Origin of the sequence: Mycobacterium europaeum (genome assembly GCF_034555895.2) — a bacterium.
Taxonomy (GTDB): Bacteria; Actinomycetota; Actinomycetes; order Mycobacteriales; family Mycobacteriaceae; genus Mycobacterium; species Mycobacterium europaeum.
Map to the genome: position 1 here is coordinate 2,511,275 of NZ_CP157315.1, position 24,963 is coordinate 2,536,237.

The following is a 24,963-nucleotide window of genomic DNA, read 5'->3' on the forward strand; positions in this document are numbered from 1 at the left end:
GCTCAGTGCTTTACAGCAGGCCGAGCAGTTGCAGGTCGGTGACGTATTTGACGATCACCGGCGCCGTGACGTGCGGGATGTCCGGATCGTCGCCGTCGGCGCCGATCTTGGCTTCCTGAACCGCGGCCCGGAAGCGGTCGGTCGGGGCGAGCGACCCGCGCGCCGGCGCACCGGGCTCGACCAGCTCGGTGCCGGCCGACTGTAACAGCGGGAACACCGAGTGCTGGCGCTGCTGTTCCGGCAGTTCGCGCAGGGCGGCCTCGAAGCGCTGCAGCCACTCGCCGAAGTCGTCGATCCGTTCGATCGGATAGCCCGCCTCGATCAGCCAGTCGACGTACTCGTCGATGCCGACGCCGTCGTCGTGCGGGTTCATCACGTGATAGGTCTCGAACCCGTCCATCACCTGGGCACCCAGCGTGGTGACCGCCTCGGCGACGAACTCCACCGGCAGCGCATCGAAATGCGCACGCTGCCGATTGCCCTCGGCGTCCAGCTGGTAGAACGAGCGCGGCGCGACACCGGTCGCCGCCAGGCTCAACACCATCCGGGTGAACACGTCCGACAGGTTGAGCTGCCCCGCATAGCTGACACCGGCCAGCAGAAGGTCGCAGCGGAACACCGAGACCGGCAGGCCGCACAGGTCGTGCGCCTCGCGCAGCAGCACCTCGCCGGCCCACTTGCTGTTGCCGTAGCCGTTGGAATACCCGCCGTCGAGGGTCCGGGTGGGGCTGATGACCCGGATGTCGGCGTCCTCGGTGAACGCCGCCGGCTCCACCCCGTCCCCGACGTTGGCGGTCGAAACGTACGTGTAGGGCTTGAGTTTGGTGGTCAGGGCCACCCGGATCAGCTCGGCGGTGCCCGCGACGTTCGGCCCGAACAGCTCGCTGTAGGGCAACACACCGTTGACCAGGGCCGCCGAGTCCACGATCAGGTCGACAGTGTCGGCCAACCGCTGCCACGTCCGCTCGTCCAGACCAAGATTCGCCGCGCCCTTGTCCCCCGCGATCACCTCCAAGTGATCGGCGGCCAGATCCTGGAAATACCGCAACAACTTCGGATCACCGCTGTCGAAGGTCTTCTCCAGCCGCTGACGGGCCTCCTCGTCCGAGCCCGCCCGCACCAGACAGATCAGCCTGCCGTCCACCAACTCCAGCTGCTCGAGCCACTGCAACACCAGATAACGCCCCAGGAAACCGGTCGCCCCGGTCAACAACACCGTGCGCACCTGCGAACTCGGCCCGGGCAACGCCGGCGCGGTCCCCAGCGTCGCGGCGTCGATGAACCTGTCCAGCTTCAGATCACTCGCGTAGATCTCGGTGGCGTCGCGACCGTGCACCGACGCGAAGCCGGGGCCGGGCGTGCGTTCGGCCCCGAAATCCTGTGCGTGCCGGTCCAATTGCTGGCTCAGGCTGCGCACCGACGGGGCGTCGAAGACTGCGCGCACGGGCAGCTGGATGCCCAGGCTGGTGTGGATCGCCGCAATCAGGCGCATGGCCGACAGTGAATCGCCGCCGAGGTCGAAGAACGACTCCTCCACGCCCACCCGCTCCACGCCCAGGACCTGGGCATAGATGTCGGCCAGAGTCTCCTCGATCGGTGTGGCCGGCGGGCGGTAGCGGTCACGATCGGTGTATTGCGGGGCGGGCAACGCCCGGGTGTCGAGTTTGCCGTTGACCGTCAACGGCAGCGCGTCGACCGCCACCACCGCGGCGGGGACCAGGTAGGCGGGTAGCCGGTCGGCCAGCGCCGCGCGCAGCCCGGCCGGGTCGGCGGACCCGGTCACGTATCCCACCAGCCGCCTGTCGCCGGGACGGTCTTCGCGGGCGATCACCGCCGCCTGCCCGACGCCGTCCAGGGCGGCCAGGGCGGCGCGGACCTCCCCGAGTTCGACGCGGTGCCCACGGATTTTGACCTGGTCGTCGGCGCGGCCCACGTACTTCAGTTGCCCGTCGGCGCCCCAGCAGACCAGATCCCCGGTGCGATACATGCGCTGTCCGGGCACCCCGAACGGGCACGCGACGAACCGCGACGCGGTCAGACCGCCCCGGCGCACGTATCCGTACGTCAGGCCCGCCCCGGTCACATAGAGCTCCCCGATCACGCCGGTCGGCGCCGGCCGCAGCCGCCCGTCGAGCACGAACAGCGCGGCACCCGGCACGGGTGAACCGATGGGCGGGGTTCCCGACTCGGGCACCAGCGGCGCGCTGATCGCCACACACATCGTGGTCTCGGTGGGGCCGTAGACGTTGAGCATGGTCCGCCCCGGCGCCCACCGGTCCACCACTTCTTCCGGACAGGCCTCGCCGGCCACCACCAAGGCGGCCGAGTCGAGACCCTCGGGAGACAGCATTCCCGCCTCCGACGGCGTCTGGGTGAGCACGCCGACGTTTTCGGCGGTCAGGAGGGCGTGCAGGTCTTGCGGGGAGCGGGCCGTGGCGTCGGGCACCACCAGCACCCGCCCGCCGTGCAACAGCGCCCCGAAGATCTCCCAGACCGACACGTCGAAGACCAGCGAATGGCTCTGCGACCACACCCCGCCCGCCGGCAGGGGCGCGTCGAGCGGGGCGAACAACTGCGTGACGTTACGGTGCGTGACCGCAACGCCTTTCGGGGTTCCGGTGGTCCCGGACGTGTAGATGATGTAGGCGAGGTCGTCGGCCGTCGGCGCCGCCGGCGGCGCGCCGCCGGGCTGGGCGGGCAGGGCGGGATCGTCGACGTCGACGACCGGGCGTTCGAAACCGTCCAGCCGCGCCCGCAGACCGGCGGTGGTCAGCGCGGCGACCGGCGCGGCGTCGGCGAGCAGGAAGTCGATCCGCGCCTCGGGCAGCCCCGGGTCGATCGGCAGGTAGGCCGCCCCGGTCTTGAGCACCGCCAGGATCGCCACGACGGCCTCGGCCGAGCGGTCCGCGAGCAGCGCCACGCATTCGCCCGGTCCGGCCCCGCGGTCGACGAGCAAGTGCGCCAACCGGTTTGCGGCCAGGTCGAGTTCCCGGTAGGTCATCGAGCGGTCCCCGCAGCTGACGGCCACCGCCTCCGGGGCGCGGGCGACGTGCGTGGCGAACACCTCCAGGATCGACGGCCAGGTCACCGGGCGGCTGGAGACCGCGCGGTTGCCCCACTCGTCGAGGCGGGCGCGCTCGTCGTCATCGAGCACGTCGATCGACGACAACGGACGTCCGGGGTCGGCGGTGATGGCCAGCACCACCTGGTGCAGGCGTTGGACCAGCTTTTCGATGGTGCCCGCGTCGAACACGTCGGTGCGGAACTCGACCTGCCCACCGATCCCGGCGGGCTCACCGGTGCCGTCGAAGTGCTCGGCCAGTGAGAACGTCAGGTCCATGCGGGCGGTGTGGCTGTCCACCGGGAGCGGGGCGACGTGCAGGTCACCCAGGCTCAGCTCGGTCTGGTCGTTGTTCTGCCAGGCCAGCATCACCTGCACCAGCGGGTGATGGCTCAGGCTGCGGGCCGGGTGCAGCCGCTCGACCAGCACCTCGAAGGGGACGTCCTGGTGTTCGTAGGCGGCCAGGCTGCGCCCGCGGACCTGTGCCAGCAGTTGCGCGACGGTCGGGTCCCCGCCGAGATCCGTCCGCAGCACGAGGGTGTTGACGAAGAAACCCACCACGTCGTCGAGGCACGGGTCGCGGCGCCCGGCGATCGGGAAGCCGACGGCGACCTCGCTGCTTCCGCTCAGCGTCGACAACAGCACCGCCAGCGCCGCCTGGATCACCATGAAACTGGTCGCGTTGTGCGCCCGCGCCGCCTCGCGCACCCGTTGCTGCAACTCGGCCGACCACCGCACCCCCACGGTCGACCCGCGGTGATCGGCCACCAGCGGATAGGGCCGGTCGGTGGGCAGCACCAGTCGCTCGGGCATCCCGGCCAGCGTGTGCTCCCAGAACCGCAACTGCCCGGCGATGGGACTGTCCGGGTCGTCCGGGTCGCCGAGATGGGAACGTTGCCACAGCGCGTAGTCGGCGTACTGCACGGCCGGCGGCGCCCAGTTCGGGGCTTCGCCCGCGCACCGGCCGGCGTAGGCCACGCCGAGATCGCGCACCAGCGGCGTGAGCGACAGGCCGTCGGCGGCGATGTGGTGCAACACCGTCACCAGCACGTGCTCTTCTGTGTCGGTGCGGAAAAGCCAAGCCCGCAACGGGATTTCGGTTCTCAGGTCGAACGCGTAGTGGGCGACCGCCTCGACGGCCTCGGCCAACCGGTCCTGCGGCCAGCCGGTGGCGTCGAGCACATCGCATCCGACGTCGGCCTCCTCTGGTGTCTTCACGACCTGTAGCGGTGTCCCCTCGGCGGCGACGAAGACCGTGCGCAGGCTTTCGTGGCGGGCCACCACGTCGCCCAGTGCGGCACGGAAGGCGTCCGCATCCAGGCGCCCGTCCAGCCGCAGCGCCGCCGCCATGTTGTACACCGCCGAGGGCCCCTGCAACTGGTCGAGGAACCACAATCGGGATTGGGCGAAGGACAACGGGATCACCGCGGGCCGCTCGATCGCCACCAACGGGGTGCGGCCCGTGCCGTCCTTGCCGAGGCGCGATGCCAACCGGTGAATGGTGGGCGCCTCGAACAGCGACCGCACCCCCAGGTGGGCGTTGAGGCCGGTGTTGACGGCCGCGATCAGGCGCATCGCTGCCAGCGAATCGCCGCCCAGATCGAAGAACGAGTCGTCGACGCCGACCCGGTCGAGGCCCAGGATCTGGGCGTAGATGCCGGCCAGGATCTCCTCGGTGGGGGTGGCGGGGGCGCGGTAGCGGCCGGTGTCGCCGTAGTCGGGCGCCGGCAGGGCCCGGGTGTCGAGTTTGCCGTTGACGGTCAACGGGATCGCGTCCACGACGACGATGGCGGCGGGCACCATGTAGGCGGGCAGTCGCTCGGCGAGCGCGGCGCGGATGCCGGCCGGGTCAGCCCGCCCGGTCACGTACCCCACCAGCCGCCTGTCTCCGGGACGGTCCTCGCGGGCGATCACCGCGGCCTGCCGCACCCCGTCCAAACCGGTTAGCGCCGAACGGATTTCACCGAGCTCGATGCGGTAGCCGCGGATCTTGACCTGATCGTCGGCGCGGCCGAGGTATTGCAGCTGCCCGTCGGCGCCCCAGCGCACCAAGTCCCCGGTGCGGTACATGCGCCGCCCGGGCGCGCCCGAGGGGCACGGCACGAACCGCGACGCCGTCAGGCCCGGCCGTCCGAGGTAGCCACATGCCAACCCCCGGCCGGCCACGTACAGCTCGCCGACCACCCCCGCCGGCACCGGCCGCAACCAGGCGTCCAGCACGAAGAAGGCGAGGTGCGCCAGGGGAATTCCGATCGGGCTGGCGTCGCCGTCGACGTCACCGACGACGATCTCGCGGAGCGAGGCGTGCACCGTGGTCTCGGTGGTTCCGTACATGTTGATGATGCGTGGCCGTCCCGGATGGCTGTCCAGCCACGTGGCCAGCCGCGCGGCTTCGAGCGCCTCGCCGCCGAACACCAGCGTCTGCAGCTTGAGCTGTTGGCCGAGGTCTGGCGTCAGCGCATCGGCGGTTTGCAGCGCGTAGAACGCCGACGGCGTCTGGCTGAGGACGCTGACCTGTTCGTGAACCAGCAAGGCGTGCAGGTCGTCCGGTGAGCGGACCACGGAGTCTGGCACTACCACCAGGCGGCCACCGTGCAGCAGCGCGCCGAACATCTCCCACACGGAGAAGTCGAAGGCCAGGGAGTGGCACAGCGTCCACACCGTTCCCAGCTCCAACTCGGCGTCCAGGGACTCCAGCAGCCGGATGACGTTGCGGTGGGTGACCGCCACGCCTTTGGGGGTCCCGGTGGTGCCGGACGTGTAGATGACATAGGCGATGTCGTCGGGCGCCGGGGCCGGTGGCGCCGCGGCGGGGTGGGCGGCGTCGTCGTCGTGGGCGTCGACGACGGGCAGGCCGCAGCCGTCGAGGCGCGGCCGCAGGCCGGCCGTGGTGAGCACGGCGGCGGGTGCGGCGTCGTCGAGGACGAAGCCGACCCGCGCGGCCGGCAGCCCCGGATCGACCGGCACGTACGCCGCCCCGGTCTTCAGCACCGCCAGGATCGCCACGACGGCCTCGGCCGAGCGGGGCATCAGCAGCGCGACCCGCTCCCCCGGACCCGCGCCGAGCTGGAGGAGCCGGTGCGCCAGGCGATTCGCCTTGTCGTCGACCTCCCGGTAGGTCAGGCAACGGCCGCCGCAGGTGATGGCCACCGCGTCCGGCGCGCGCTCCACCTGGGTGGCGAACGTTTCCGGAATCGACCTGCCCGCCGGCGCGGGCCGGCTCAGCGCGGCGTGGTTGCCGATGACCTCGAGGCGGGCGTGCTCCGCCTCGTCGAGCACATCGATGGACGACAACCGGCGGGCGGGGTCGGCGGTCATGGCCGCCACCACCCGCTGGAGCCGCGCGACAAACGTTGCGACGGTGGCGGTGTCGAAGACGTCGGTGCGGAACTCCACCGCCCCGCCGATCCCGGCGGGCCGTCCGTCACCGGTCCAGCGCTCGGCCAGCGAGAACAACAGATCGGTGCGGGCCGTGCGGGTGTCCACCGGCAGCGCGGTGACCTGCAGATCTCCCAACGCCAGGTCGGCGGGCTCGGTGTTCTGCCAGGCCAGCATCACCTGAACCAGCGGGTGGTACCCGAGGCTGCGGGTGGGGTTGAGCCGTTCGACGAGGACCTCGAAGGGCACGTCCTGATGCTCGTAGGCGGCCAGGCTGCGCCGGCGCACCTGGGCCAGAAGTTCGGCGATACACGGGTCCCCGGCCAGGTCGACCCGCAACACCACGGTGTTGACGAAGAAGCCGACCACGTCATCGAGCGCGGGATCGCGACGCCCGGCGATCGGAAAGCCCACGGCCACATCGGAACTCGCGGTGAGCTTGGCGAGCAACACGGCCAGGGCGGCCTGGATCACCATGAAACTGGTCGCGTTGTGCGCCCGCGCCAGCTCGCGCACCCGGTCCTGCAGCTCGGCGGGCCACTCGACGTCCACCCTGGCGCCGCGGTGATCGGCGACCACCGGATACGGCCGGTCGGTGGGCAACTCGAGGCGCTCGGGCATCCCGGCCAACGCGTCCTGCCAGTAGCGCAGCTGCCCGGCGATCGGGCTGTCCGGGTCGTCCAGATCGCCGAGCCGGCCGCGCTGCCACAGGGTGTAGTCGGCGTATTGCACCGCCAGCGGCGCCCACCCCGGCGCCCGGCCCGCGCACCGGCCGGCGTAGGCCACGCCGAGGTCGCGCACCAGCGGGGTGAGCGACCAGCCATCGGCGGCGATGTGGTGCACGACGGCCACCAGGACGTGTTCGTCCTCGGCGATCGTGAACAGCGTTGCCCGCAAGGGAATCTCGGTGGCCAGGTCGAATGGGCGCCCCGCGCTCGCCTGGACGGCCTCCGCCAGCCGCGCCGCGGACCATTCGGTGGCGTCGACCACGTCCCAGTCGGCGTCGGCGCGCTCCGGCGGCAGCACCACCTGGTGGGGCGTGCCCTCGGCCGCGACGAACACCGTGCGCAGGCTTTCGTGGCGGGCCAGCACATCGGCCAGCGCCGCGCCCAACGCGGCGCGGTCCAGTTGGCCGCGCAGCCGCAGTGCCGCCGCCATGTTGTAGAGCGGCGACGGCCCGTGCAGCTGTTCGATGAACCACAGCCGGGATTGCGCGAAGGACAGGGGCAGCACCGCGGGCCGCGCGCCGGCCACCACGCGCGCCGGTCCGTCTCCGCCCGGTCCCACCAGCGGCGCCAGTCGGCGAACGGTGGGCGCCTCGAACACCGCACGCACCGACAGGTGGGTGTCCAAGGCCGCGTTGGCGGCGGCGATCAGGCGCATGGCCGCCAGCGAATCACCGCCCAGGTCGAAGAACGACTCCTCGACCCCCACCCGGGCCAAGCCCAGCACGCGCGCGTAGATCTCGGCGAGGATCCCCTCGATCGGCGTCGCCGGGGCGCGGTAGGACTCGGCGTCGTGGTACTCCGGGGCCGGCAGCGCCCGTTTGTCGAGTTTGCCGTTGAGCGTCAACGGGATTGCGTCCAAGACGACGACCGCGGCGGGCACCATGTAGGCCGGCAACCGTTCGGCGAGCGCGGTACGGATCGCGGCCGGGTCGACGGTTCCGGTGACGTAGCCGACCAGCCTGCCCTCGCGGGCGATCACCGCCGCCTGCTGCACGCCCTCGAAAGCGGTCAGCGCGGCGCGTATCTCGCCGAGTTCGATGCGATGCCCGCGGATCTTGACCTGATCGTCGGCGCGCCGCAGGTACCGCAGCCGCCCGTCGGCGCCCCAGCGCACCAGGTCGCCGGTGCGGTACATGCGGGTCCCTGTCCCACCGAACGGGCAGGCCACGAACCGCGACGCCGTCAAGCCGGACCGGCCCAGATAACCGCACGCCACACCGCGGCCGGCCACATACAACTCCCCGACCACCCCGGCCGGCACCGGCCGCAGCGACCGGTCCAACACCACGAACGCGGCGCCGGACACCGGCGATCCGATGGGCGCTCCGGCCCCCGCGGTCAGCGGCGCGCTGAGCGCCGCGTCCACGGTGGTTTCGGTGGGGCCGTAGGCGTTGACCATCACCCGGCCCGGCGCCCACCGATCGACCAGCTCGGGCGGGCACGGTTCACCGCCGATCACCAGGGCCACGGCATCCAGGCCCTCGGTCGACAGGGCGCCGGCCTCGGACGGGGTCTGACTCAGGACGCTGACGCGTTCACGAATCAGCAAGGCGCGCAGTTCTTCCAGTGCGCGGACCACCGATTCGGGCACCACGACGAGGCGCCCGCCGCCCAGCAGCGCGCCGAAGATTTCCTGGACGGAGACGTCGAAGGCCAGTGAATGCGAGTGCGACCAGACGCCCGGGGCCGGCAGCGGCGCATGCAGCGACGTCATCAGCTGGGTGACGTTGTGGTGCGTGACCGCGACGCCCTTGGGGACGCCCGTGGTGCCGGATGTGTAGATGAGGTAGGCGAGGTCGTCGGGGGCCGGTGCGGTCAAGTCCGCGGCGGGGCCGGTGTCCACCGGTAGGTGGTGCACGTCGATGACCGGCACGCCGGAGCCGTCGAGCCGCCCACGCAGGTCGGCGGTGGTGACGGCGACGATGGGCGCGGCGTCGGCGATCATGAACCCGATCCGCGCCGCCGGCAGGCCGGGATCGATCGGCAGGTAGGCGGCCCCCGTCTTGAGTGCCGCCAGGATCGCGACGACGGCATCGGCGGACCGCGAAAACAGCAGCGCCACAAAGGTTCCTGGTGCGGCACCGTGGGCGGCGAGCAGGCGGGCCACGCGGTTCGCGGCCTCGTCCAGCTCCCGATACGTCATGGAACGGCCTTCGAAGCTCAGCGCCACCGCCTCCGGGGCGCGGGCCACCTGCGCGGCGAACAGCTCCGGAATCGACGGCCCGGTCACCGGCTCGGCGAGCGCTGCCCGGTTGCCCCATGCGACCAGGCGAGAGTGCTCCGCCTCATCGAGGCCGTCGATCGCCGACAACGGGCGGTCGGGGTCGGCGGTCATGGCGACCAACACCCGGCGGAACCGTGCGATCAGGGTCTCGATGCCGGCCGCGTCGAAGACGTCGGTGTCGAATTCGACGCGCAGGCCCAGCTCGTCGCCCGGCACGGCCTGCACCGAGAGCGGATAGTGGTTGAACTCGCGGCTGGTGAATTCGGAGACGGTGAGTTCGTGGGCGCCGGCCAGCGCGGCGGTGTCGATCGGGTAGTTCTCGTACACGAACAGGGTGTCGAACAACTGGTCGTGGCCGGTGGCGCGGTGGATTTCGGGCAGCGCCAGGTGCTCGTGGTCGAGCGTCTGGTTGTGGGCGCGGCGCAACTGGTCGAGGAGACCGGCGGCCGTTTGCGCTGCGGTGATCGTGGCCCGCACCGGGACCGTGTTGATCAGCAAGCCCACCATCGATTCGGCGCCGGGCAGCTCGGCGGGGCGGCCGGAGACCACGGCACCGAAGACCACGTCGTCCTGGCCGGTCAGCCACGCCAGCAGCTGCGCCCAGGCGGCCTGCAGGACGGTGCTGACGGTGGTGTGCGACGCGCGGGCCAGCCCGCCGAGGGCCCGCGTGGTTTCGGCCGGCACTGCGAAGGTGGCGACGCCCCGCCGGCCCGCCCGGCCCGAGGGGCGGACCAACGTCGGGGTGTCGAAGCCGTCGAGCACCCGGCGCCACGCCGCTCGCGCGGCCGCCAGGTCGCGGTCGGCCAGCCAGGTGAGGTAGCTGCGGTACGGCGCCGCCGCCGGCAACCGCTCTCGGTAATAGCCGGCGAAGATCTCCTGGAGCACGATCGGCAGCGACCATCCGTCCATCACGACGTGGTGGACGGTCAACACGAAGCGGTGCCGGTCTTTCGCGGTGCGGACCAACGCGGTCCGGAACGCCGGGCGGGCGGCCAGGTCGCACACCGCGGCCCGTTCGGCGGCGCACAGCTGCGCGACCCGCTCGTCCGGGTCGGGGTCGTCGGCGTCGAGCTGGAGGTAGCGCCACGCCACGGCGGGGTCGGCGGGGATGATCTGCACCGGCTCCTCGAACGCTTCGCAGAACCGGGCCATCAGGTTGGGGTGCCGGATGAGCACGGTGCGGACCGCCTCGCGCAGGCGCTGGGGGTCGAGCGGGCCGCACACCGTGATGTCGAGCTGCACCGCGTACACGTCGTCGCCGGGGTCTCGTCCGGTGCCGGCGTGGAAGAGCAGTCCCCGCTGCAGCGGGGTCAGCGGCAACACGTCGGCGACGGGCTGTTGCCGGCACAGCGCGTCGATCTGCTGCTGGCTCAGCCGGGCGGGGGCGATGTCCGACGGGGTCAGGCCGCCCCCGCCGTTGCGCACGTGCGCGCAGATGCCGGCCAGCGCTTCGCACCACAGCCGGCTGAGCCCGCCGACCTGTTCGCGGGTCAGCGCCGAGGGCGCCCAGGTCCAATTCGCCTGCAGGCGTGGTCCGTTCGCCGTGTCCGTGGCGCCGGCGTTGAGTTCCAGCGTGTGCCCCAGCGGCATCGGCAGCGCCGCCGCCGCGGCGGTCAACGACAGGCTGTCCTGATCGAGGCGCCACAAGTCGTCGGACAGCTCGGCCGTCCCCGCGAGCCGTCCCAGGTAGTTGAATCCGATCGCCGGGTCCGAATCGTCCAGGCCGACGTCGGGGTTGAGATAACGCAAGAGCCCGTAGGTCAGCCCGTCCGGCAGGGCACGCAGCTGCTCCTTGGCTTCCTTGATCAGCGCGCCCAGCTCGGGGTCGCCCGCTTTGACCTTCGGCCAGTGCGGCGCGCCGAGCCGAAGCGCGACCGGGTATTTGGCGGTGAACCAGCCCACGGTGCGGGACAGGTCGACGCGCGGGCCGACGTCTTCGTGCCGGCCGTGGGCCTCGACGTCGATATAAGGCGGCGCGCCGGTGCCCAGGAATTCGTTGATCGCCAACCCGAGGGCGACCACCAAAATATCCTGGACACCGGCGTGAAACGCCGCCGGCACTGCCCCCAACAACATGCGCGTGGTGTCGGCGTCCAGCGACACCGACAACTGTTCGGCCGTCTCGTACGTGTCGACGCCCGGGCGTACCGCCGGCAGCGGGGCCGGGGCGGTCGCCACTTCGCGCCAGGCGCCGGCCCGGTCGACGACCTCGGGGCGCCGGGCGTACTCGGCCAGCATCGCCGACCAGCGGGCGAACGACGTCCCGCCGGGCGGCAGCGCCACCGGTTGCCCGGTGCGCTGCTGTGCCCAGGCGATGTTGACGTCTTCCAACAGGATTCGCCACGACACCCCGTCGACGGCCAGGTGGTGGACGATCAACGCCAACCGCCCGGTGGGCTCCGCCCAGACCGCGCGCAGCATCACCCCCGCGGCCGGGTCCAATCGCGATCGCGCGGCCACCACCGCCTCTTCGGACAACGCGTCGACGACGTGCAGGCAGCTGCGAGCGTCAACCGCGCCGGGCTCGGGCGCACGCAGCGACCAGCCGCCGGCGCCATCGTCGTCCACGCACAGCCGCAGCATGGGGTGCCGGTCGATCAGGGCCTGCAGCAGCACCACCACGTCGTCCTGGGTGACGCCCGCGGGCGCCCGCACCACCACCGTCTGGTTGAACTGATCGACCGGACCGTCAATCCGCTGCAGCCAGTGCATGATCGGTGTCGCGACCACCGGGCCGGTGCCATCGTCGGCCACGTCCTCGTCGGCGGCCACGCCGGCCACCCGGGCCAGCCGCGCCACCGTCTGTTCGACAAAGATGTCACGCGGGCGGAACAGAACACCGGCCGCCCGCGCGCGGGCCACCACCTGCATCGACAAGATGCTGTCCCCGCCCAGGTCGAAGAAGGAGTCGTCGATCCCCACTCGCTCGACACCGAGCACCTGGGCGTAGATGCCGGCCAGGATCTCCTCGACGGCGTCGCCGGGGGCGCGGTACTGCTCGGCGCTGTGGTAGTCGGGTGCGGGCAGGGCGCGGGTGTCGAGTTTGCCGTTGACCGTCAACGGGATCGCATCCACCGCGACGACGGCGGCGGGGACCATGTAGTTGGGCAGCCGGTCGGCGAGCCGGCTTCGGATGTCGGCGGGTGCGGCGGTGCCGGTGGTGTAGGCAACGAGGCGCTTGTCGCCTGGGCGGTCCTCGCGGACGACCACCGCCGTCTGTCCGGCGCCCGCCAAACCGGCCAGGGCCGTGCGGATTTCGCCGAGCTCGATGCGGTAGCCGCGGATCTTGACCTGATCGTCGGCCCGCCCCAGGTACTGCAGCTGTCCGTCGGCCCCCCAGCGCACCAGGTCCCCGGTGCGGTACATCCGTTGCCCGGCCGCCCCGAAGGGGCAGGCCACGAAACGCGAAGAGGTCAACGCCGACCGGCCGACATACCCGCACGCGACGCCGCGTCCGGCCACGTACAACTCACCGACCACACCGACCGGGACCGGCCGCAGCCAGGTGTCTAGCACGAACAACGCCGCGCCGGGCACCGGTGACCCGATCGGCGGTGCTCCGGTTCCCGCGGTCAGCGGCGCGGTCATGGCCACGTACATCGTGGTCTCGGTCGGACCGTACTGGTTGACCATCACCCGCCCGGGCGCCCACCGGTCGACCACCTCGTGCGGACAGGCCTCCCCGCCCATCACCAGTGTCGCGATCGAGTCCAGGCCGTGCGGCGACAAAGCCGCAACCGCCGAGGGGGTGTGGCTGAGGACGTCGACCTGTTCGCGAATCAGCTTGGCGTGCAGTTCTTCTGGTGAGCGGACCACGGCGTCGGGCACGATCACCAGCCGGGCGCCGCGCAGCAGCGCCCCGAAGATCTCCCACACCGAGAAGTCGAAGGCTAGCGAGTGGGATTGCGACCACACCCGCCCGAGCCTCAATTCGTCGTCGGCTGACTGCAGCAACTGGGTGACGTTGTGGTGGGTGACGGCCACGCCCTTGGGGACCCCGGTGGTTCCGGAGGTGTAGATGACGTAGGCGATGTCCTCAGGGTCGGGCAGCGGCGGCGCGCAGCGGGATTGGGTGGCCAGTTCGGGGTCGTCGAATTCGATGACGGCGATGTCCGACCCGTCCAGCCGCGACCGCACGCCCGCGGTGGTGACGGCGGCGACCGGTATGGCGTCGGTGAGCATGAATTCGATGCGTGTTGGCGGCAGTGCGGGGTCGATGGGCAGGTAGGCCGCCCCGGCCTTGAGCACCGCCAGGACCGCCACCACGGCCTGCGCCGAACGCTCGGCCAGCACCGCCACACACTCCCCCGGCCCGGCACCATACTCAACAAGCAAGCGCCCCAACCGAGTCGACCACTGATCAACCTCACCATAAGTCCACGACCGATCCCCATCGGTGATCGCCACCGCCTCCGGCGCCCGCGCCACCTGCCCGGCGAACAACTCCGGAATCGACACCCCCGCAGCCACCGGCGCACTCAACACCGCCCGGTTACCCAGCTCATCAAGACGAGCACGCTCACACCCATCGAGCACATCGATCGACGACAACCGCCGCCCCGGATCAGCCGTCATGGCCACCAACACCTGATACAACTGCTCGACCAACGCCTCCACCCGAGCGCAGTTGAACACATCGGTACGAAACTCCACCGCCCCACCAATCCCGGCGGGCCGACCATCCTCGGTCCAACGCTCAGCCAACGAGAACACCAAATCCATTTGAGCGCTGCGGGTGTCCACCGGCATCGGGGTGACGTGAAGACCACCCAGGGCCAGGTCGGCGAGGTCGACGTTTTGCCAGGCGAGGACGACTTGGATCAGGGGGTGGTGGCTGAGGCTGCGGGTGGGGTGTAGGCGCTCGACGAGGACTTCGAAGGGGACGTCCTGGTGTTCATAGGCGGCCAGGCTGCGCTGTTGGACCTGTGCCAAGAGCTCAGCCACGGTCGGATTTCCACCCAAATCGGTACGCAACACCAACGTGTTGACGAAAAATCCGACCAACTCATCAAGCGCAGGATCACGACGGCCGGCGATCGGAAAACCCACCGCAACATCCGAAGTCGCACCCAACCTGCCCAAAACCACCGCCAACGCGGCCTGGACCACCATGAAACTCGTCGCATTATGCCCACCTGCCACCTCACTGACTCGCTGCTGCAACTGCGCAGGCCACTCCACTACCACCCGCGCACCCCGATAATCAGCCACCAACGGATACGCCCGATCCGTCGGCAACTCCAACCGCTCCCCCATCCCCGCCAACGCATCCTGCCAATACGCCAACTGCCCAGCGATCGCACTGCGCGGATCCTCCAAATCCCCGAACTGCGCCCGCTGCCACAACGTGTAATCCACGTACTGCACCGGCAATTCGGCCCACCCCGGCACCTCACCAACACACCGGCTGGCATACGCCACCCCCAAATCACGCACCAACGGCGTGATCGACCACCCATCAGCGGCAATATGATGAGCCACCGCCACCAACACATGCTCACCCTCACCCACCCGAAACACCGTCGCCCGCAACGGAATCTCCACCGCCAAATCAAACGAATAACACGCCGCCGCCTCAACCGCCCCCTGCAACCGATCCGCCGCCCACCCGCCCGCATCGACCACCTCGCACTTGACGCGCGCCTGGTGGGGTGGCAGCACGATCTGTTGCGGGGTGCCCTCGGGCGCGACGAAGATCGTGCGCAGACTTTCATGCCGGGCCACCACGTCGTTCAAAGCGGCGCGCAGTGCGTCGGTATCCAGCGGCCCGACCAGCCGCAGCACCGCCGGCATGTTGTAGACGGGCGACGGGCCGTTCAATTGGTCGAGGAACCACAGTCTGGACTGGGCGAAGGACAGCGGGACCACGGCCGGCCGGGATCCGGCGACCAGCGGCGCCAGGCCGCCGCCGCACAGCCCTATGCGGGGGGCGAGCTGCGCCACCGTGGGCGCCTCGAACAACGCCCGCACCGAAAGAGCGCTATCGAAGCCATTATTGATGGCCGCGATCACCCGCATTGCCGAGAGCGAGTCTCCGCCGAGCTGGAAGAACGAGTCGTCGATGCCGACCCGCTCGAGACCCAGGACTTGGGCGTAGATTCCGGCCAGGATCTCCTCGACCGCACTGGTGGGAGCCCGGTAGTGATCGGTGTCGGCGTATTCGGGGGCGGGCAGGGCGCGGGTGTCGAGTTTGCCGTTGAGGGTCATCGGCAGGGACTCAAGGGCGACGATGGCAGCCGGGACCATGTAGCCGGGCAGCCGCTGGGCCAGCGCGGTGCGCACCTCGGCGGGGTCGGCGGTGCCGGTGAGGTAGCCCACCAGGCGCTTGTCGCCGGGACGGTCCTCGCGCACGATCACCACCGCCTGCTCGACCCCATCCAAAGCCGTTATCGCGGCTTGGATTTCGCCCAATTCGATACGGTAGCCGCGGATCTTGACCTGCTCGTCGGCGCGCCCCACATACCGCAGCTGCCCATCGGCGCCCCAGCACACCAGATCGCCCGTCCGATACATCCGCCCGCCGGGCCCGCCGAACGGGCACGCCACGAACCGCGAGGCGGTCAACCCCGCCCGGCGCACATACCCCAACCCCACCCCGCGACCGGCCACATACAACTCACCGACCACCCCGGCCGGCACCGGCCGCAACCAGCCGTCCAGCACAAACAACCCCGCCCCGGGCACCGCCGACCCGATCGCCGGCGCCCCCGCTTTCGCGGCCAACGGGGTGCTCATCGAGGCAAAGATGGCGCTCTCGGTCGGCCCGTAGACGTTCATCATCGCCCGCCCCGGCGCCCAGCGATCCACCAACTCCGCGGGCACCGGCTCGGCCCCGATCACCAGCGCCGTGGAATCCAAACCCTGCGGTGAGAGCATCCGCACCGCCGCCGGGGTCTGACTCAACACCGTGACCCGCTCGGCGACCAACAACGCATGGAAATCCTTGGGCGAGCGGGCCACCGCCTCGGGCACCACCACCAACCGCCCACCATGCAACAACGCACCCCAGATCTCCCACACCGAGAAATCAAAGGCATACGAATGGAACTGGGTCCACACCTGATCCGGCGCCAACGCCACCCCCACCGCCGGCGCGTCGAACAACCGCGTCACATTGGCGTGACTGACCGCCACCCCCTTAGGCACCCCCGTGGTCCCCGACGTATAGATGATGTGCGCGACATCCTCCGGATCAGGCCCCGGCAACGCGGTGGCCGGCTGGGTCTGCAGGGCCGGGCTGTGCACGTCGACGATCGGCAGCACCCGATCGGCCAGCTTCTCGGCCAGCGCCGCAGTGCTCACCGCCGCCACCGGCGCGGTATCGGCCAGCATGAACTCCACCCGCGCCGCCGGCAACCCCGGATCGATCGGCAGATACGCCGCCCCCGACTTGAGCACCCCCAAGATCGCCACGATCGCCTCGGCCGAACGCTCCAACAGCACCGCCACCGACTCCCCCGGACCCGCGCCGCGGCCACGCAACGCATGCGCCAACCGGTTCGACGCCTCATCGAGCTCCCGATACGTCACCGACCGGCCCTCAAACCTCACCGCCGTCGCCAACGGACTACGGGCCACCTGCGCGGCGAACAACACCGGAATCGACACCGGCACCCACGGCCGGCTCAGCGCATCTTGGTTGCCGAGGGCGCGCAGGCGGGCATTTTCGGATTCGTCGAGGACGTCGACGTCCGAGAGCGTGCGGGTCGCGTCGGTGGTCAACGAAACCAACACCCGCCGCAAACGGTCGATCAGGGCCGCGACGGTGCCGGTGTCGAACACATCGGTGCGGAACTCCACGGACCCGCCGATGCCGGCGGGCTGTCCGTCGTCGGTCCAGCGTTCGGCCAATGAGAACACCAGATCCATGCGGGCCGTGCGCATGTCGAGCGGCAGCGAAGTCACCCGGACGTCGCCCAGGTGCAATTCGGCGGGCCCGTTGTTCTGCCAGGTCAGCATGACCTGCACCAGCGGATGGTGGGTGAGGCTGCGGGTGGGGTTGAGCCGTTCCACGAGCACCTCGAAGGGCACGTCCTGATGCTCGTAGGCGGCGAGGCTGCGCTGCCGCACCTGCGCCAAAACCTCTGCGAGACTGGGGTTTCCGGCCAGATCGACCCGGAGCACCAGGGTGTTGACGAAAAAGCCCACCAGTTCGTCCAGCGCCGGATCCCGGCGCCCGGCGATCGGGAAGCCCACCGCCACATCGGAGGTCGCGCCGACTTTTGCCAGCAGCACCGCCAGGGCGGCCTGGAGCACCATGAAGCTGGTCGCGTTGTGCTCGCGAGCGATCTCGCGGACGCGCTGTTGCAGCTCCGCCGGCCACTCCACCGCCACGCTGGATCCGCGATGGTCGGCCTCCGGCGGGTACGGCCGGTCGATGGGCAGCGCGAGACGCTCGGGCAGTCCGGCCAAAGCCTTTTGCCAGTACCGCAACTGCCCCGCGATGGCGCTGTCAGGGTCGTCCAGTGCGCCCAGGCCGGCCTGCTGCCATAGCGTGTAGTCGGCGTACTGCACCGCCAGCGGCGCCCACGCGGGCGCCTCGCCCGCGCACCTGCTGGCATAGGCCACCCCGAGATCGCGCACCAGCGGCGTCAGGGACGACCCGTCGGCGGCGATGTGGTGGATGACCGCCACCAACACATGCCGGTCCGGGGAGACCCGGAAAAGCTTCGCGCGCAACGGTATTTCGGTGGCCAACTCGAAGGTGTGGCGGGCAGTGTCCTCGATGGCCTCGTCGAGGCGGCCGGCCGACCACTCGACGGCGTCCACCACTCGCCAGCCGAAGTGGGCGCGCTCGGCGGGGACGATGACCTGCCGGGGTGTCCCGAGCGGTGCGGCAAACACCGTGCGCAGGCTTTCGTGCCGGGCCACCACGTCGGCGAGCGCCATCCCGAGCGCCTCGACATCCAGGGGCCCGTCCAGCTGCATCGCCGCGGGCAGGTTGTAAACCGGCGACGGCCCCTGCAACTGATCGGTGAACCACAAGCGGGATTGGGCGAACGACAACGGCACCACCGCCGGCCGCGCACCGGCCACGATGCGGGTGGGGCGGCCCTCGCCCGCACCGAGATGCTGGGCCAACTGCCGGATCGTGGGCGCCTCGAACAAGGTTCGTACTTGGAGGTGGGCGCCCAGACCGGTAGTGACCGCCGCGACCAAACGCATGGCCGACAATGAATCCCCGCCGAGGTCGAAGAAGGACTCCTCGACCCCGACGCGCGGCAGCCCCAGGACCCGCGCGTAGATGCCGGCGAGGATTTCCTCCACTGGAGTCGCCGGAGGCCGGTATTCCCCACTTTCCTGGTAGTCGGGTGCGGGCAGGGCGCGGGTGTCGAGTTTGCCGTTCAGGGTCAGCGGCAATTCGTCGAGCGCGACGACGGCGGCCGGGAGCATGTAGTGGGGCAGTCGGTCGGCAAGCCGGGCGCGGACCTCGGTCGGGTCGGCGGTGCCGGCGATGTAGGCGACCAGGCGCTTGTCGCCGGGGCGGTCCTCGCGGACGGCCACCGCGGCCTGCCTTACGCCATCCAAATCGGTTAGCGCGGTATGGATTTCGCCGAGCTCGATGCGGTAGCCGCGGATCTTGACCTGCTCGTCGGCCCGCCCTAGGTATTGCAGCTGTCCGTCGGCTCCCCAGCGCACCAGGTCCCCGCTGCGATACATCCGTCGTCCCGGTGCTCCGAAGGGGCACGCCACGAACCGCGACGCGGTCAGACCCGCCCGGCGGACATACCCATGCGCCACCCCATGACCGGCCACGTACAACTCGCCCTGCACGCCGGCGGGCACCGGGTTGAGCCACCGGTCCAGCACGAAGAAACCCAGGTGCGGCAGTGGCACTCCGATGGGGCTGGCGCCGCTGTCGAGGTCGCCGTCGGCGATCTTCCGGAACGAGGCGTGCACGGTGGTCTCGGTGATGCCATACATGTTGATCAGGCGCGGCGCCCCCGGCCGGTGGCGCAACCACCCGGCCAGCCGCTGCGGTTCCAGCGCCTCGCCGCCGAACACCACGGTCCGCAGTTTCAGCTGTTGGCCCAGCGCGGGCGAGAGCGCGTAGAACGCCGAGGGGGTGTGGCTGAGGACGCTGACCTGTTCGCGAATCAGCGTGGCGTGCAGTTCTTCTGGTGAGCGGACCACGGCGTCGGGCACGATCACCAGCCGGGCGCCGCGCAGCAGCGCCCCGAAGATCTCCCACACCGAGAAGTCGAAGGCCAGCGAGTGGCATTGCGACCACACCCGCCCGAACGCCAGCTCACGGTTGACGGACTCGAGCAGCTGGGTGACGTTGCGGTGCGGCACCGCGACGCCCTTGGGGACCCCGGTGGTTCCGGACGTGTAGATGATGTAGGCGATGTCCTCCGGTGACGGCGCCGGCAGCCCGCCGCCGGGTTGGGTCTCGGTGGGGGGCTCGACGATGTCGATGAGGGCCAGGCCGGGCCCGTCGAGCCGGGGCCGCAAGTCGGGGGTGACAATCGCGGCGGCCGGCTTGGCGTCGGTGAGCATGAATTCGATGCGTGTTGGCGGCAGTGCGGGGTCGATGGGCAGGTAGGCCGCCCCGGCCTTGAGCACCGCCAGGACCGCCACCACGGCCTGCGCCGAACGCTCGGCCAGCACCGCCACACACTCCCCCGGCCCGGCACCATACTCAACAAGCAAGCGCCCCAACCGAGTCGACCACTGATCAACCTCACCATAAGTCCACGACCGACCCCCATCGGTGATCGCCACCGCCTCCGGCGCCCGCGCCACCTGCCCGGCGAACAACTCCGGAATCGACACCCCCGCAGCCACCGGCGCACTCAACACCGCCCGGTTACCCAGCTCATCAAGACGAGCACGCTCACACCCATCGAGCACATCGATCGACGACAACCGCCGCCCCGGATCAGCCGTCATGGCCACCAACACCTGATACAACTGCTCGACCAACGCCTCCACCCGAGCGCAGTTGAACACATCGGTACGAAACTCCACCGCCCCACCAATCCCGGCGGGCCGACCATCCTCGGTCCAACGCTCAGCCAACGAGAACACCAAATCCATTCGGGCGACCTGGGTGTCCACCGGCATCGGGGTGACCTCCACGTCGCCCAACGCCAGCCCCGCGGTGGGTCCATTGTGCTGCCAGGGCAGGTTTTGCCAGGCGAGGACGACTTGGATCAGGGGGTGGTGGCTGAGGCTGCGGGTGGGGTGTAGGCGCTCGACGAGGACTTCGAAGGGGACGTCCTGGTGTTCATAGGCGGCCAGGCTGCGCCGTTGGACCTGTGCCAAGAGCTCAGCCACGGTCGGATTTCCACCCAAATCGGTACGCAACACCAACGTGTTGACGAAAAATCCGACCAACTCATCAAGCGCAGGATCACGACGGCCGGCGATCGGAAAACCCACCGCAACATCCGAAGTCGCACCCAACCTGCCCAAAACCACCGCCAACGCGGCCTGGACCACCATGAAACTCGTCGCATTATGCCCACCTGCCACCTCACTGACTCGCTGCTGCAACTGCGCAGGCCACTCCACTACCACCCGCGCACCCCGATAATCAGCCACCAACGGATACGCCCGATCCGTCGGCAACTCCAACCGCTCCCCCATCCCCGCCAACGCATCCTGCCAATACGCCAACTGCCCAGCGATCGCACTGCGCGGATCCTCCAAATCCCCGAACTGCGCCCGCTGCCACAACGTGTAATCCACGTACTGCACCGGCAATTCGGCCCACCCCGGCACCTCACCAACACACCGGCTGGCATACGCCACCCCCAAATCACGCACCAACGGCGTGATCGACCACCCATCAGCGGCAATATGATGAGCCACCGCCACCAACACATGCTCACCCTCACCCACCCGAAACACCGTCGCCCGCAACGGAATCTCCACCGCCAAATCAAACGAATAACACGCCGCCGCCTCAACCGCCCCCTGCAACCGATCCGCCGCCCACCCGCCGGCATCGACGACTTGCCAGCCGAAATCAAAGCGCCCGACCGGGACAACCACTTGTTGCGGGGTCCCGTCGGGCGCGACGAAGACCGTGCGCAGGCTTTCATGCCGGGCCACCACGTCGGCCAGTGCCGCCCCGAGGACGTCGACATCCAGACGTCCGCGCAAGCGCAAGGCCACGGCCATGTTGTGCACGGGCGACGACCCGTGCAGTTGGTCGAGGAACCACAACCGGGACTGGGCGAACGACAACGGCACCACCGCCGGCCGGGGGCCGGCCACCACCCGCGGGAGGCGGCCCTCGCCCTCACCCAGGCGGGGCACCAGCCGGCGAATGGTCGGCGCCTCGAACAACGCCCGCACCGAAAGGTTCGCATTCAGAGCGGCGTTCACCGCGGCGACCAGGCGCATGGCCGACAGCGAATCCCCGCCCAGATCGAAGAAGGAGTCGTCCACGCCGACCCGGGTGAGGCCCAGGACTTGGGCGTAGATTCCGGCCAGGATCTCCTCGACCGCACCGGCCGGGGCGCGGTAGCCATCACCGGCGGCGTATTCCGGTGCCGGAAGCGCGCGGGTGTCGAGTTTGCCGTTGAGGGTCATCGGCAGCGACTCAAGGGCGACGATGGCGGCCGGGACCATGTAACCGGGCAGCCGCTCGCCCAGCGCGGTGCGCACCCCGTCGGGGTCGGCCGTGCCGGTGAGGTAGCCGACCAGGCGCTTGTCGCCGGGGCGGTCCTCGCGGGCGATCACCACCGCCTGCTCGACCCCATCCAAAGCCGTTATCGCGGCTTGGATTTCACCTAATTCGATACGGTAGCCGCGGATCTTGACCTGCTCGTCGGCGCGCCCCACATACCGCAGTTGCCCGTCGACGCCCCACCACACCAGATCGCCCGTCCGATACATCCGCCCACCGGGCCCGCCGAACGGGCACGCCACGAACCGCGACCCGGTCAACCCCGCCCGGCGCACGTACCCCAACCCCACCCCGGCCCCGGCCACATACAGCTCACCCACCGCGCCCGCCGGCACCGGCCGCAACCACCCGTCCAGCACGAAGAACGCCGCGCGCGCCACCGGCGACCCGATCGCCGGCGGCCCCGAGCCCGCCTCCAACGGCGCACTCTTGGCCACCCACATCGTGGTCTCGGTGGGCCCGTAGACGTTGACCATCACCCGCCCGGGCGCCCAGCGGTCCACCACCGCCGCCGGGCAGGCCTCCGCCCCGACCACCAGCGCGGCCCCCAGACCCTGCGGTGACAACACCGCCACCGCAGACGGTGTCTGGGTCAACACCGACACCCGCTGCTCGATCACCAACGCGTGCAGGTCATCCGGGCACCGCACCACCGCATCGGGCACCACCACCAGCTGGCCCCCATGCAACAACGCGCCCCAGATCTCCCAGACGGAAAAGTCGAACGCCAGGGAATGGCACTGCGACCACACCTGCCCGGCCGCCAGCAACCCGTCACCGGCCAACGCCTCGAACAACTGCGTCACGTTGCGATGAGTGACCGCCACCCCCTTGGGCACCCCCGTCGTACCGGAGGTGTAGATCACGTGCGCCACGTCGTCGGCAGCCGGCCCCATCACCCCCGCGCTCGACTGGCGCTCGATCGCCGGATCATCAACCTCGACCACGGCTCCCGAAAAGCCATCCAACCGCGGCCGCAGGCCCGCGGAAACGATCACCGCCACCGGCGCGGCATCGGCGAGCATGAACCGCACCCGCTCCGCCGGCGACGCCGGGTCGATCGGCACATAGGCAGCTCCCGCCTTGAGCACGCCCAGCACCGCGATCACGGCCTCCCCCGACCGCTCCACCAACAATCCGACATGCGTCCCGCGATGCGCGCCATGCCCGATCAGCCAGCGCGCCAGGCGATTCGACGCCTCGTCCACCTCCCGGTACGACCAGGACCGGCCACCGCACGACACCGCGGGAACGTCGGGCGCGCGAGCCGCCTGCACCGCGAACAGCTCAGGAATCGACGCCGCCGTCGGGCCACCGGGGCCCAAGGCTGCCCGGTTGCCCCAGCCGTCCAGGCGTGCACCCTCGGCCTCGTCGAGGACGTCGACGGACAGCAACCGTCGCGTCGTATCCGTGGTCAACGCCACCAACAGCCGCTCCAAGCGGCCCACCAGATAGGGGACGTCGAGGGTGGAGAACGGCTCCCAGGCGCCCGCGGTGCTGAGGAACAGCCGGTCGCCGTCGGTGGAAAAGATCAAACCGAAGCCACTCGCCTGCCCGGAGTTGGTGTAGGACGCGGAGGCGGTGACACCGCCGAACGGCAGGGTGAAATCCGAGGGGACGAAATTCACGCTCACCCGTTCCGGCGGCCCCACCGGGCCGCGGCTTTTGCGCTCGAGCGATTGCACCGGAAACCGTTGGTGCTCAACCGCTTCCCGAACGCACTCGTCGACGTGTCGGCAGAACTCGGCGACCGTGAGCTCGGGCGAGACGCGTAACACCAGCGGCACCACACCGGCGACCATGCCGGGCAGGGTTTTCGACTCCGGGCGAACGCGCCTGTTGACCGGGAAGTCGAGGACCACCTCCGAGCCGTCTGCGCTCCACCGGCGCACCAACAGCGCGCACGCCGCCGTGACGATCGAGGTTTGGGACACTCCCCACACCTGTGCGAGCTTGTCGACCCGGCGAAGGAGGCCGGCGTCCAGCGCGACCGGGGCGCACGGCCATGGATCGCGCTCCCGCGCGGCGCGCGGCGCCCGATGCGGGGCGGCGTCGTTCGCGGGAAGGTGCTGCGTCCAGTAGGCCTCGTCGTCCCGGTAATCGCCGGACGCTTCGTAGGCGGCCTCGCAGGCGATCAGATCCTGCAGCGAGCCGAAGACGGCCGGAGGGACAGGCGCGGCGGAGACGATGGCCGAGTAGATGGAGGCGATGCGGTGCCCGACGAGTGCGACCCCGGTTCCGTCGATGACGATGTGGTGGCAGCAGGCGAACAGGTGAAATTGGTCGGTGCGGGTCTGGAAGAGGGCGAACCGGAACAGCGGGCCCGTGAGCGGCATGGGAGTCCGCTGGATCGACAACGCCATCCGCCGGGCTTCTGCGACGGCATCGTCCGAGCCGGTCAGGTCATGAAACGGGAGTTCGACGTCCGGGTAGTCGATCGCCCGTTGGAAGACCTCGCCGTCCGCCTCGATGAATGCGGCCCTGGCGGGTTCGGCTTCTTCGAGCGCTTGGCGGATCGCCCACTTCAGGGCGTCACGGTGAACCCTGCCGTCGATCGTGACGAAGAGACCGATCTGCCACTCGGTGCCGGAATGGCGGGTCTGCTGCGCGAGCCATATGTCCAGTTGCCCGCGAGTAAGCGGGAGTGCCCGGTCACCAAGCTCCATCCGACGTCCCAACCATAGGGTTCACCCTGAAACCCCCGGTTGACGGCGCCGCTCGACCGAACTCCTCCGCAATGCCTGTTCGGTTCCGCTTGATGTAGTGCATACGGCGCGGTCCGTGCCCGGATCCTCGCCGCTGTCGCCGCTCGTCGCCGCTAAGAAGGCGGATCTGCTGCGGTCGCCATGGGAGCGGACGCACAGCATCTCCGTCAACTGAATCGACATCAGTGCAACAGTCCGAAAGGTTAACGGAAGATCACGATCTTGCG

General features: G+C 70.1%; 1 protein-coding gene. It reads right to left on the bottom strand.

Going from position 1 to position 24,963, the window contains the following annotated elements; all coding sequences use genetic code 11:
- Positions 1–10: 10 nt before the first annotated feature.
- Complete coding sequence (locus U8D42_RS11200) at positions 11–24,697, bottom strand: non-ribosomal peptide synthase/polyketide synthase (protein ID WP_348636950.1); 24,687 nt, start codon at positions 24,695–24,697, stop codon at positions 11–13.
- Positions 24,698–24,963 lie beyond the last annotated feature (266 nt).

Coding starts and splice junctions, on each gene's coding strand:
- U8D42_RS11200 (WP_348636950.1), bottom strand. CDS start 24,697: ATGGAGCTTGGTGACCGGGCACTCCCGCTTACTCGCGGGCAACTGGAC.